This is a genomic window from Flavobacterium sp., assembly GCF_040402835.1.
Lineage (GTDB): Bacteria > Bacteroidota > Bacteroidia > Flavobacteriales > Flavobacteriaceae > Flavobacterium.
On record NZ_JBBALW010000017.1, the window covers coordinates 55855 to 67837 of the forward strand.

General features: G+C 32.7%; 13 protein-coding genes and 1 tRNA gene. 7 read left to right on the forward strand and 7 right to left on the reverse strand.

Features of this window, described 5'->3' with window-relative positions:
- Positions 1-3 precede the first annotated feature (3 nt).
- Positions 4-930, forward strand: a complete 927-nt coding sequence (locus tag AC9UEH_RS07495; protein WP_509530313.1) for a hypothetical protein — start codon at positions 4-6, stop codon at positions 928-930.
- Here AC9UEH_RS07495 and AC9UEH_RS07500 read toward each other — a convergent pair whose 3' ends face one another.
- Together AC9UEH_RS07500 and AC9UEH_RS07505 are read right to left on the reverse strand one after the other, a co-directional pair.
- On the reverse strand, positions 931-1407 hold the full coding sequence (locus AC9UEH_RS07500) for a hypothetical protein (protein ID WP_509530316.1): 477 nt from the start codon (positions 1405-1407) through the stop codon (positions 931-933).
- Positions 1408-1585: 178 nt separating this feature from the next.
- A tRNA-Leu gene (locus AC9UEH_RS07505) sits at positions 1586-1665 on the reverse strand.
- A gap of 300 nt (positions 1666-1965) precedes the next feature.
- Between AC9UEH_RS07505 and AC9UEH_RS07510 the strand changes: the two genes are divergently transcribed.
- Positions 1966-2907 (forward strand): ribose-phosphate pyrophosphokinase, encoded by a 942-nt coding sequence (locus AC9UEH_RS07510; RefSeq protein ID WP_509530318.1) that lies wholly within the window; start codon positions 1966-1968, stop codon positions 2905-2907.
- 108 nt (positions 2908-3015) lie between these two features.
- Positions 3016-3627 carry a 50S ribosomal protein L25/general stress protein Ctc gene (locus tag AC9UEH_RS07515; RefSeq protein WP_509530321.1) on the forward strand — a complete coding sequence of 204 codons (612 nt, stop codon included), beginning with the start codon at positions 3016-3018 and terminating at the stop codon, positions 3625-3627.
- Between the two features lie 212 nt (positions 3628-3839).
- Here AC9UEH_RS07515 and rbp read toward each other — a convergent pair whose 3' ends face one another.
- On the reverse strand, positions 3840-4217 hold the full coding sequence (rbp, locus tag AC9UEH_RS07520) for an RNA-binding regulator (protein WP_509530324.1): 378 nt from the start codon (positions 4215-4217) through the stop codon (positions 3840-3842).
- Between the two features lie 186 nt (positions 4218-4403).
- On the opposite strand from rbp, the gene AC9UEH_RS07525 reads away from it, so the two are divergent.
- Positions 4404-5384: a LuxE/PaaK family acyltransferase gene (locus AC9UEH_RS07525; protein ID WP_509530327.1), complete on the forward strand. Its 981-nt coding sequence runs from the start codon at positions 4404-4406 to the stop codon at positions 5382-5384.
- An 84-nt stretch (positions 5385-5468) separates the two neighbouring features.
- Here AC9UEH_RS07525 and tyrS read toward each other — a convergent pair whose 3' ends face one another.
- Positions 5469-6764, reverse strand: a complete 1296-nt coding sequence (tyrS, locus tag AC9UEH_RS07530) for a tyrosine--tRNA ligase (protein WP_509530330.1) — start codon at positions 6762-6764, stop codon at positions 5469-5471.
- Between the two features lie 109 nt (positions 6765-6873).
- Between tyrS and AC9UEH_RS07535 the strand changes: the two genes are divergently transcribed.
- Positions 6874-7905, forward strand: coding sequence for an NAD-dependent epimerase/dehydratase family protein (locus tag AC9UEH_RS07535; RefSeq protein ID WP_509530333.1), 1032 nt, complete (start codon positions 6874-6876; stop codon positions 7903-7905).
- Here the strand turns inward: AC9UEH_RS07535 and AC9UEH_RS07540 are convergent.
- From AC9UEH_RS07540 to AC9UEH_RS07550, 3 genes are read right to left on the reverse strand one after another with little or no spacing between them, the layout of a single operon-like run.
- Entirely contained in the window at positions 7902-8270 is a 369-nt protein-coding gene (locus tag AC9UEH_RS07540; RefSeq protein WP_509530336.1) for a DUF4296 domain-containing protein, read from the reverse strand. The two genes, AC9UEH_RS07535 and AC9UEH_RS07540, sit on opposite strands and share 4 nt — an antisense overlap.
- Positions 8271-8289: 19 nt before the next feature.
- Positions 8290-9630 (reverse strand): dihydroorotase, encoded by a 1341-nt coding sequence (locus AC9UEH_RS07545; RefSeq protein ID WP_509530338.1) that lies wholly within the window; start codon positions 9628-9630, stop codon positions 8290-8292.
- A 12-nt stretch (positions 9631-9642) separates the two neighbouring features.
- Positions 9643-10368, reverse strand: coding sequence for a polyprenol monophosphomannose synthase (locus tag AC9UEH_RS07550; protein WP_509530340.1), 726 nt, complete (start codon positions 10366-10368; stop codon positions 9643-9645).
- A gap of 106 nt (positions 10369-10474) precedes the next feature.
- Between AC9UEH_RS07550 and AC9UEH_RS07555 the strand changes: the two genes are divergently transcribed.
- Positions 10475-11140 (forward strand): DUF4271 domain-containing protein, encoded by a 666-nt coding sequence (locus tag AC9UEH_RS07555; RefSeq protein WP_509530343.1) that lies wholly within the window; start codon positions 10475-10477, stop codon positions 11138-11140.
- A gap of 20 nt (positions 11141-11160) precedes the next feature.
- Positions 11161-11919, forward strand: a complete 759-nt coding sequence (locus AC9UEH_RS07560) for a uroporphyrinogen-III synthase (RefSeq protein WP_509530346.1) — start codon at positions 11161-11163, stop codon at positions 11917-11919.
- The last annotated feature ends 64 nt before the right edge of the window (positions 11920-11983 follow it).

Here is an 11983-nt window from a genome sequence, read left to right on the forward strand (position 1 = left end):
TATATGCTATCAATTTCTCACAAAGCTAAACAATTACTTGTTCTTTTAATCAAACTTTTGATTGTTGGAGGTGCATTTTATTTTATTTACAAACAATTAGCCCATAATGACAAATTAAATTGGGTGCTTTTTGTAGAAAAATTCAACAAAAATAAATCTTTTCTTGGTATTTCATTTATACTTTTTCTGAGCGTTTTGAATCGATTTTTCGAGATTTTAAAATGGCAGAATTTAGTTTCTTACCTCCATAAAATAACATTATTTGATGCTACAAAACAAGTTTTAGGAGCTTTGACCGCCGGATTGTTTACACCAAATGGAATTGGAGAATATGCAGGAAAAGCACTGTTTTTCGAAAAATCTCAAGCAAAGAATATTGTGTTTTTAAATTTGATTTGCAATGGAATTCAATTGATTCTAAGTGTTGTTTTTGGAATTTTTGGTCTTTTGTATTTAGGCTACGGCAAATGGGTAGTATTTCTTTTAGTAGTCGTTATAGGATTTTTTGCTTTAGGATTTGGATTAAAAAAAGTAAAAATTAAAGGGTATTCAATTGAAAAAATTCTTTATAAAATCAATGAAATTCCCAAAAGCATTCATCGAAAAAATAATTACTTGGCGGTTTGTCGCTACTTGATTTTTTCACATCAATACTGTTTTCTATTTTTGGCTTTTGATGTTCAATTGCCTTATTTCACTTTAATGGCAACCATTGCAACAGTATATTTTTTAGCTTCGTCATTGCCCACTTTTCAGTTTTTAGATTTTGCTGTAAAGGGAAGTGTTGCCGTTTATTTCTTCGGATTATTGCACGTCAACGAATGGATTGTTATTTTTATAAGCACTCTGATGTGGTTTCTGAATGTGGTTTTGCCAGTGCTAATTGGAAGTTATTACGTATTAAATTTTAAATCTAAATGGAAAACGTAATTATTCTATTTTTAAAATAACAGGTAATACAAATTGAGTTTTCACGGGGATTCCACGTTTAATTGCTGGGTGAACTTTTGGAAAATCAACCAATCGTGCGTGAAGAATACTGTCAATTTTAATGGTGTCGTATGCAATACTGTCTTTTGGAAATTGAGGCTCAAATTTCATCGTTGCATTTGCAAAAATGGTCACTTTTACTTCAATTGTATCGAGTTCAGGATACAAAACAGACAACGTATCTACATTTAATTTATCTTGTATTGTTTGGGTTAGAAATGCAAAGAAACACTGTTTTTGCATTGTTTCATCTTTGATTTTTTCACACTCAGAAAAAGACGGAAATTCATCCACTTCATTCCAATTGATGGCTTTCATTTCTTTATCTAATAATTCTTTTTTAGACGGCACTTCATTACCAAAATACTGGCAGGAAGAAATCAAAAAAATTAATACTAAAGCGAGAACCTTTTTCATTTGTAACAACAATTAATATTTCAAAATTAAGGAATTATTATTTGGCATACCAAAAATTACTTTAAAAAGTAAAAATCTATAATTTCTAATAGCTTTTGTACCTGAAACCACGCAACTTAAAAAAGATTATCTCCACTTTCATAAACGAAAAAAACCTCTGATTTCTCAGAGGTTTTTGTACCCGAAGCCGGAGTCGAACCGGCACGGTTTCCCACAGGTGTTTGAGACCAGCGCGTCTACCAATTCCGCCATTCGGGCTTGACAGACAATAAATACAGATAATAAAACCTGTATTTAAACACAATAAAAGAGGTAGCTGTTATGAAAAAACAACCATCTATTCCTTTAACACGGTGCAAATGTAAAAAATATATTTACATTTAATATATAAAATACTCTAAATTTTCCTTTCCCAGTTCAATTTTATTACTAAATTTGCACCTCGGTAAAACGACACACAACTAACTAACTACATCCGAGGCATTTATATAACTATAGCTTTAATAAACATAAAAGCCAAGTTCTATCGATTGTATCGGAATAAAACAACACATTAAAATGTCACATCAAGAACCAGAAGCAAAGATATTTGCGTGTTCCCAAAGTGTATATTTAGCGGAACAAATAGCCAAAAACTATGGAATACCTCTAGGTAAAGTTACATTCTCGAAATATAGTGATGGTGAATTCCAACCTTCTTACGAGGAATCTATTAGAGGATTACGCGTTTTTATCGTTTGCTCGACTTTTCCAAGTGCAGATAATCTGATGGAATTGTTGCTTATGATTGACGCAGCAAAAAGAGCCTCGGCGAGACATATTACTGCTGTTATTCCTTACTTTGGTTGGGCAAGACAAGACAGAAAAGACAAGCCAAGAGTTCCGATTGGAGCAAAATTGACAGCGAAGTTATTAGAAACTGCAGGTGCTACAAGAATTATGACGATGGATTTGCATGCAGATCAAATTCAAGGATTCTTTGAAAAACCAGTAGATCATTTATTTGCTTCGACAATATTTTTACCTTATTTAAAAGGTTTAAATTTAGAAAATTTAACTATCGCTTCTCCTGATATGGGAGGTTCAAAAAGAGCGTATGCCTATTCTAAATTTTTAGAATCGGATGTGGTAATTTGCTACAAACAAAGAAAAGTTGCCAATATTATCGACACAATGGAGTTGATTGGTGAAGTTAAAGGAAGACATGTTGTTTTAGTTGATGACATGATTGATACCGGAGGCACCTTGGCGAAAGCCGCAGATTTAATGATTGAAAAAGGAGCATTGAGCGTAAGAGCAATTTGTACCCACGCTATTTTATCTGGAGATGCTTACGAAAAAATTGAAAACTCGAAATTACTCGAGTTAATTGTTACCGATTCTATTCCATTAAAGAAAGAGTCAAATAAAATTAGAGTGATAAGTTGTGCGCCTCTATTTGCTGAAGTAATGCACATGGTACATCACAATAATTCCATTAGTGGAAAATTTTTAATGTAAATCAAAATAGTCTTAAAGTCGAAAGTCTTAAAGTCGAACGTTTTACAAAGCTTGAAGCCAATTGCCAAAAGCATATTGCCAATTATTTATTAACTATATATATTTACAATGAAATCGATTACAATTAAAGGATCAGAAAGAGAAAGCGTGGGCAAAGTTGCGACTAAAGCCATACGTAATGCTGGAGCGGTTCCTTGCGTGTTATACGGAGGAAATCAACCAGTGCATTTTTCAGCAGATGAAAGAGCATTCAAAAGCTTGGTTTACACTCCAAACGCACACACAGTTGTGATTGAAGTAGGTGAAGGTAAGTCATACAATGCAATTTTACAAGACATTCAAGTTCACCCAGTTACAGACAAAATTTTACACATTGACTTCTTTCAATTATTTGATGACAAAGAAATCACTATGGAAGTTCCTGTTCAAATTACAGGTGTTTCTCCAGGTGTTTTATTAGGAGGTGTTTTACGTTTAAACACTCGTAAATTGAAAGTTAAAGCGTTGCCAAAAAATCTTCCAGATTTTATTGAGGCCAACATTTCTGGACTTGAAATGGGTAATAAATTGTATGTTACGAAACTTGTTTCTGACAAATACAAATTAATCCACCCAGACAACACTGTTGTTTGTCAAGTAAGAATTTCTCGTGCAGCTATGAAAGCAGCTCAAGAAGCAGCAAAAGCAGCGAAAGCTCCTGCAGCGAAAAAGAAAAAATAATAATTTTCGATATAGTCAAGAAAGCATCAGTTTTACAACTGGTGCTTTCTTTTTGATATTTAATTGAGGGATAAAATTAGAGCGTGCTTTACTATTACTTTCCAAAAAAAAAGCATAAAAAAACCGTTCAATAATTGAACGGCTCTCATTATTTAATAAAATAGCCTAGGCCATTTATAAGATTTTAATGAATGTTAAATTCAGAAAAGTGATTAATAACCACCTCTGTTTCCACCACCACGGTTGTCTCCACCACGTGAATCTCCACCACGACTGTTTCCACCACCATATCCACCACGTGAATCTCCACCACGACTATTGCTGTTAAAACTTCTTCTTTCACCTTCTGGTTTTGGCTCAGATTTGTTTACAACAATTGCACGTCCTTGAACAGTAGCACCGTTCAATTCGTCGATAGCCTTTTGAGCATCATCGTCATTTGACATTTCAACAAATCCAAATCCTTTACTTCTTCCAGTAAATTTATCAGTAATAATTTTTACAGAATCAACTGTTCCATAAGCCTCGAAAGACTCTCTTAAATCTGCTTCCTCAATACTAAAAGGAAGGCTTCCAACGAAAATATTCATATATACAAATTTATAATAAGACGTCAAATGTAGTATAAATATATTCTAATATACTATGTATTAGATTATTTATGATAAATTTAAAGAAAATCGCAAAATTTACTCCTTTTTAGACTATTGATTATTACGGATAAAAGTAATTTGAAACCCTTTTTATTATTTAATTACCTTTGCAAAAAACAATTCTTGATTTCAACAACTGACATATTCAGCATTTCCAACCAAAAACAGTTTGAAAAGATTGCGCTTAAAGTGTTTCGATTCCAACATGAAAACAATTTAGTTTACAATGAATTTTGCAATCTTATGAATGTCAAAGTTTATGACGTGAAATCGTTACAACAAATCCCATTTCTCCCAATACAATTCTTTAAAAGTCATACAGTTGTTTCAAATAAAAATCCTTTTCAGGAAACATTTACTAGCAGTGGAACTACCGGAATAATTACAAGCTGTCATTATGTTACAGATATCTCGTTATATGAGGAAAGTTATCAAAAAGGGTTTGCGCAATTCTATGGAAACATAGAGGATTATGCCATTTTAGCGTTACTTCCCTCCTATTTAGAACGCGAAGGATCTTCCTTAATTTATATGGTTAAAGATTTAATTAATAAAACGAATAACCCACAAAGCGGATTTTATCTTCACAATCACGGAGCCTTAATTGAAAAGCTAATTGCACTTGACACATCAGGCCAAAATGTGATATTAATTGGTGTTACCTATGCCTTATTGGATTTAATTGAGAAACAAAAATTCCAATTAAAAAATACTTTTATTATGGAAACTGGCGGCATGAAAGGAAAACGCAAAGAAATGATTCGCGAAGAATTGCATGACCAACTTTGCTGTGGTTTTGGGGTTACAGCAATACATTCTGAATATGGAATGACCGAACTATTGTCCCAAGCATACTCTTTAGGTGAAGGTGTTTTTGAATGCCCTTCCTGGATGCAAATTTTAATACGAAACACTGAAGATGCTTTGACTTATGTCGAAAGTGGGAAAACTGGCGGAATAAACGTAATTGATTTAGCCAATATCAATTCCTGTTCTTTTATCGCAACACAAGATTTAGGCAAAAAAAATCCCAACAACTCTTTTGAAGTATTGGGACGTTTTGACAATTCTGATATTCGAGGTTGTAATTTGATGGTTTTGTAAAAAGTTGATTCGGTTATGGGTTTAATCGGTTAACCGAAATTTCGATTAAACGATTCAACATTCTTCGATTAAACAATTATGCAACTAAACCACTCGAATTACAAAATAATTCTTCTTTCCACTTTGCAATAACACAAACTGATTGTTAATTAAATGTGTATTCATAAGCACAAATTCTTCTGTAACTTTTTCTTTATTTACTGAAATTGAATTGGCTGTTAGGGCGCGTCTTGCTTCGCCATTTGATTTTAGAAATCCTGTTTTTTCGTTTAAAACATCCACAATATTGATTCCAAATTCAATTTCATTTCTGGAAATTTCTGCTTGCGGTACACCGTCAAAAACATCCAGAAAAGTAGCTTCATCTAATTGTTTCAAATCTTCAGAAGTTGCATTTCCAAACAAAATTTCAGATGCTTCAATTGCCTTTTCTAGATCTTCTTTAGAATGAACAAAAGAAGTAACTTCTTCTGCTAATTTTCTTTGCAAAACCCTTAAATGCGGCGCTTCATTGTGCGTTACTATCAAATTATCGATAGTATTTTTGTCTAAAAAAGTAAAAATTTTAATGTATTTTTCTGCATCAACATCGGTTGTGTTCAGCCAAAATTGGTAAAATTTATAAACCGAAGTTTTATCGGCGGTAAGCCAAACATTTCCACCTTCTGATTTACCAAATTTAGAACCATCCGCTTTGGTGATTAAAGGACACGTCATTGCATACGCTTTTGCACCTTCGTGATTCATTCTTCGCACCAATTCAGTCCCAGTTGTGATGTTTCCCCATTGGTCTGAACCGCCCATTTGAAGCAAACAATTGTATTCTTTATGCAAATGATAAAAATCGTAACCTTGAATTAATTGGTAGGTAAATTCCGTAAATGACATTCCTTCGCCGTCGCCTGTCAATCGTTTTTTCACAGAATCCTTCGCCATCATATAATTTACTGTGATTCTTTTTCCAACATCACGAGCAAAATTTATAAACGATAAATCCTTCATCCAATCGTAATTATTCACAAGAATAGGTGCATTTTTTGCAGTAGAATTAAAGTCTAAAAAACGCGATAAAATGCTTTTTATACCCGCAACATTATGGTTCAAAGTGGCTTCATCTAATAAATTTCTTTCGTCGGATTTTCCAGACGGATCACCAATCATTCCTGTGGCACCACCAACAAGAGCAATGGGTTTGTGTCCAAAATGCTCCAAATGAACCAATAAAATAATCGGTACCAAACTACCAATGTGCAACGAATCTGACGTTGGGTCAAATCCTATATATGTTGTCGTCATTTCTTTCAACAATTGTTCTTCGGTTCCAGGCATAATGTCGTGAACCAATCCACGCCACTGCAATTCTTCAATAATATTCTCCATTTTCAATCAATTTAGGCAAAGATAAAATTTAATGTTGATTTGTTGATTTGTTTATTCGGTTAATCGAAAAAAAATATGTTTCCTACATCCTATTTCGTACTTTCGTAGTATGATATTAATTACTGGCGCAACAAGTTTGGTAGGTTCTCATTTGGCACTTCAATTAATTGAAAAGGGCGAAAATATTCGTGCTATTTATAGAAATTCAACTTCTAAAATGGCAACGAAATCTCTATTTGAATTATATGGAAAAGGTAATTTATTTGAAAAAATTGAATGGATTCAAGCCGATATCACCGATGTTCCGTCTTTAGAAATCGCTTTCGCAAATGTCGATTCGGTATATCATTGCGCTGCTTTGATTTCATTTGACCCCAAGGACGAAGCACTTCTACGAAAAACCAACATTGAAGGAACAGCAAATATTGTAAATTTTTGCATTGCAAATGGCGTCAAAAAACTATGTTTTGTAAGTTCGATTGCCGCTTTGGGCGATTTGAAAGAACACGAAATCAGAATTTCCGAAGCAACCGATTGGAATCCCGAAAAGCCCCACAGCGATTACGCAATTTCAAAATATGGTGCCGAAATGGAAATTTGGCGTGGGCAACAAGAAGGCTTGAAAGTTGCCGTTTTAAATCCTGGAATTATTCTTGGACCTGGTTTTTGGAACAAAGGAAGTGGTACGCTTTTTTCAGCTGTTGCCAATGGGTTACCGTTTTACACCAAAGGATTTACTGGGTTTGTAGCCGTTTCAGATGTGGTAGCTTTATTGATTTTGGCAATGAATAAAATGGAAGATGATGAAAACAATAACGGACAACGCTTTGTGATTATTGAAGATAATTATTCCTATGAAACCATTTTGAACGCCATTGCAGACGCATTGAAATTTAAAAAACCCAAATTCCATGCCTCAAAATGGATTACAGAAATTGCTTGGCGATTGAATTGGATTACATCAGAAGTGTTTAATCAAAATAGGAAAATTTCAAAAGATTCGGCCCGTTCAAGTCATTCGACTAGTTTGTATTCAAATGAAAAAGTTAAAGATGTCTTTGCATTTCAATTTAGAAACACCAAAGAATACATCAACGAAATTGTGGCTTTGCAACCAAAATTGGAAAAAATTAAAAATTAATTGGTTGTTTTCTCTGGTTTTGAAGTATTCGCTTTTTTGAAACTCTCAATTTTTTCTTCCATTCTTTTATTGACTTTGTCAAAAATCTCTTTGTATTTTTTTATGTCCGAAGCGTAGAATTTATCGCTATTGGCAAACTGAAGGCTGTCAATTTTATACTTTTTATAAATATAAGTATTTGGATTGATATTATTTGCTTCCAAAACAACCGCTTTTTGAGATTTCATAGCTTCTAAAACGGAAATATCATACATAATATCAACCATTACTTCCTCGTCAATCAAATTATCAGGTTTTTGAACAGCAGGTTTTTGACAACTTATTAGAATTGCAAAAAGTAAAAACGAAGTGACTAATTTTTTCATAATTGAAAGGTATAACTATTTAACGGTCAAACAATAATCTTTTTCCACAACGAATATCTTTCACAATAAAATTTTGATATACCAATTGTCCGTTTACAAATGTATGGGTTATTCTTGATCTAAACGTAAAATCTTCAAACGGTGACCATCCACATTTTGCAAAAATATTGTCTTTTTTTACGCTCCAAGGCAATCCAGAATTTACAATTGCCAAATCGGCATAATATCCTTGTTTTATAAATCCTCGTTTTTCAATTTTGAAGATTTTCGCAGGATTATGCGCCATTTTCTCAACGATTTTCTCAACCGAAATTTTTCCTTCCAAATGTGCTTCAAACATTGCTACGACAGCATGTTGCACTAATGGACCACCGGAAGGCGCTTTCGTATAAACTTGATTTTTTTCTTCCAAAGTATGCGGTGCGTGGTCTGTTGCAATAACGTCTATCCTGTCATCTAATAAAGCTTCCCATAATGCGGCTCTGTCACTTTCGGATTTTACAGCTGGATTCCATTTAATTAAGTTACCTTTCGTTTGATAATCTTTGTCAGAAAACCAGAGATGATGAATGCAAACTTCGGCTGTGATTTGCTTTTCTTCTAAAGGAATTTTATTCGTAAATAAATCTAATTCTTTTGCTGTTGAAAGATGAAAAACATGCAATCTAGCACCTGTTCTTTTAGCCAATTCAATAACTTTAACCGTCGATTTGTAACACGCTTCTACACTTCTAATATCGGGATGGAATTTAACAGGAATATCCTCTCCATATTCTGCTTTGAACTTTTCGAGATTGGCTTTTACGGTTGACTCGTCTTCGCTGTGAACAGCAATTAATAATTTTGTATTTGAAAATATTTTTTCCAATGAATCGGAACTATCCACTAGCATATCACCTGTTGAGGAACCCAAAAATAGTTTTATTCCGGCAACATTTTTAGGATTCGTTTTTAGAATTTCTTCTAAATTGTTATTAGTTCCACCCATCATAAAAGAATAATTTGCATACGATTTCTCTGCTGCAATTTTATATTTTTCTTCTAAAATTTCTTGAGTTACCGCATTTGGAACAGTATTGGGTTGTTCAATATAGGACGTTATTCCGCCCGCAACAGCTGCCCGAGATTCCGATTCAATATCGCCTTTATGAGTCAATCCAGGTTCTCTGAAATGCACTTGATCGTCAATTGCGCCGGGAATTAAGTAATTTCCTTCCGCGTCAATTATTTTACAATTGGAAGATTTTGCACTTATACTTTCTGCAATTTCAACTATTAATTCGTTTTCTATTAATACATCGCCGACAAAAATTGTTCCTTCATTTACAATTTTTGCGTTTTTGATTAAAATCCTGTTCATCTGTTTTCTTGCTTATAATCGATTAAAAAACTTACTTATTCTAAGTGATATTACTCCAAAAACGGCTTCTTTTATGATCGAATTGCTCATTTTTGATTCGCCTCTGGTTCGATCTGTAAAAATAATTGGAACTTCTACAATTTTGAAATTTTTACAATAGGCTCGGTATTTCATTTCAATTTGAAATGCATAACCAATAAATTTAATTTTATCCAAATTTATAGTTTCTAATACTTTTCTATTATAACACATAAATCCTGCAGTGGCATCGTGGATTTTCATTCCTGTGACTTTCTTCACATAATAGGATGCAAAATACGACATCAAAACCCGACTTAATGGCCAGTTTACAACATTCACGCCAGTTACATATCTTGAACCAATTGCGATATCGCCACCACCAAAATGACAGGCATCGTATAATTTTTCTAAATCGGTAGGATTATGAGAAAAATCGGCATCCATTTCAAATATATAATCATACTCTTTTGCCAAAGCCCATTTGAAACCAAACACATAAGCGGTTCCTAATCCTGCTTTCTTTTCTCTTTTTTCTAAAAATAATTGACTTCCAAATTCCTTTTGAAGTTCAATTACTTTATCGGCAGTTTTGTCAGGGGAATTGTCATCAACAACAAGAATATGAAATGGCTTATGCAATGAAAACACAGCTCTAACGATGCTTTCAATGTTTTCAATTTCGTTATAGGTAGGGATTATAACAATGCTAATGCTCATATTTTTGTCTGAATTTCTATGCAAAAATAAACTTTTTATGTTTTCGGATTCATAATAATTGTATAATAAATAAAAGAGTTGAAAAATTTAGTAATTTTGCACCAATATGATTGAAAATGTACTTCATCCTCGAATAGTTGAAAATAAAGATTGGGCAACCGCTTTATTTATATTTTCATTTGTATTGATTGCAGTTTCAAAATCACTATTTGAAAACAGGTTTAATGAATTTTCAAGACTTATTTTTTCGGATAAATACATTAAAGTGTATAAAGATTCTGGTCAAATGATGAGTTTATTTACCGTCATTTTATTTGTTGTTCAGTTAATTTCATTTTCTTTTTTTATTCATTTATTACTTTACAGTTTTGGATATATCTTAAAAACGGATTGGCTAATTTATATTCAAATAGTTACTTTTTTAACCGTTTATATATTATCTAAATATTTAATCGAAAAAATTATTGCAACAGCATTTGATATTGAAGAATTTGCCGAACAATTCAACTTACAAAAAGTAAGTTATAGAACTTATATTGGTGTTTTCCTTTTGCCTGTAAACTGTTTTTTGTTTTATTATGAAACTATTGCCCAAAAATTCATACTTGTTTTTGTTGCTATTGTACTGTTAATCAATTTATTCACGTATTTAGTGTCATTAAAAAATTATCAAAACATACTATTGGGCAAGTTATTTTATTTTATTTTGTATCTTTGCGCACTTGAAATAGCACCTTACTATTTTATGTATTATTGGTTTACAAAAAATTAGCATATTAGAAAATGTCAAATATGAAAGTGAAAACAATTTTGGTGTCACAGCCTGAGCCTAAAGTGGAGAATTCTCCTTACTTTGAGCTACAACAAAAGCATAAAGTAAAAATTGATTTCAGACCTTTTATTCATGTCGAAGGAGTTAACGCAAAAGAGATTAGACTTCAAAAAATAGACTTAAATAATTTTACCGCAATAATTTTAACAAGTAAAAACGCTGTAGATCACTTTTTTAGAGTTGCTGACGAAATGCGTTACAAAGTTCCAGAAGGATTGAAATATTTTTGTCAGTCGGAAGCAGTGGCTTTCTATTTACAAAAATATGTTGTGTATAGAAAACGTAAAATCTATGTTGGCCAAAAGGATTTTATCGACTTGACTTCTTTACTAAAGAAATACAAAGACGAAAAGTTTTTGTTATCCGCTTCCGATCAATTGAATGCAGAAGCGCCAATCATTTTGAATAATTTAAAAGTAGATTGGACTCAAGCCGTTTTTTATAAAACCGTAATGAGTGATTTGTCTGATTTGGCAGATGTATATTACGATGTTTTAGCGTTTTTTAGTCCAACAGGAATCAAATCATTATTCATGAATTTTCCTGATTTTCAACAAAACGAGACTCGAATTGCAGTATTTGGAAGCACTACCCAAAAAGAAGCTTTAGAACACGGATTGCGAGTTGATATTATGGCTCCTACGCCTGAATCTCCTTCCATGACAATGGCTTTAGATAAATATATTACGACATCAAACAAAGAAGTTAAAGAAAAATAGTCTTCAACATAATGACTAGTCCTAAATAATCGATACAGATTATTAGACAAAAATAGATAAATTA

What these genes read in the sequence shown, in the direction of transcription:
- AC9UEH_RS07550 (WP_509530340.1), bottom strand. Translation starts at nt 10,368, where the DNA reads ATGAGCATTAGCATTGTTATAATCCCTACCTATAACGAAATTGAAAAC.
- AC9UEH_RS07515 (WP_509530321.1), top strand. Translation starts at nt 3,016, where the DNA reads ATGAAATCGATTACAATTAAAGGATCAGAAAGAGAAAGCGTGGGCAAA.
- AC9UEH_RS07545 (WP_509530338.1), bottom strand. Translation starts at nt 9,630, where the DNA reads ATGAACAGGATTTTAATCAAAAACGCAAAAATTGTAAATGAAGGAACA.
- tyrS (WP_509530330.1), bottom strand. Translation starts at nt 6,764, where the DNA reads ATGGAGAATATTATTGAAGAATTGCAGTGGCGTGGATTGGTTCACGAC.
- AC9UEH_RS07495 (WP_509530313.1), top strand. Translation starts at nt 4, where the DNA reads ATGCTATCAATTTCTCACAAAGCTAAACAATTACTTGTTCTTTTAATC.
- AC9UEH_RS07555 (WP_509530343.1), top strand. Translation starts at nt 10,475, where the DNA reads ATGATTGAAAATGTACTTCATCCTCGAATAGTTGAAAATAAAGATTGG.
- AC9UEH_RS07540 (WP_509530336.1), bottom strand. Translation starts at nt 8,270, where the DNA reads ATGAAAAAATTAGTCACTTCGTTTTTACTTTTTGCAATTCTAATAAGT.
- AC9UEH_RS07500 (WP_509530316.1), bottom strand. Translation starts at nt 1,407, where the DNA reads ATGAAAAAGGTTCTCGCTTTAGTATTAATTTTTTTGATTTCTTCCTGC.
- AC9UEH_RS07560 (WP_509530346.1), top strand. Translation starts at nt 11,161, where the DNA reads ATGAAAGTGAAAACAATTTTGGTGTCACAGCCTGAGCCTAAAGTGGAG.
- AC9UEH_RS07535 (WP_509530333.1), top strand. Translation starts at nt 6,874, where the DNA reads ATGATATTAATTACTGGCGCAACAAGTTTGGTAGGTTCTCATTTGGCA.
- AC9UEH_RS07510 (WP_509530318.1), top strand. Translation starts at nt 1,966, where the DNA reads ATGTCACATCAAGAACCAGAAGCAAAGATATTTGCGTGTTCCCAAAGT.
- rbp (WP_509530324.1), bottom strand. Translation starts at nt 4,217, where the DNA reads ATGAATATTTTCGTTGGAAGCCTTCCTTTTAGTATTGAGGAAGCAGAT.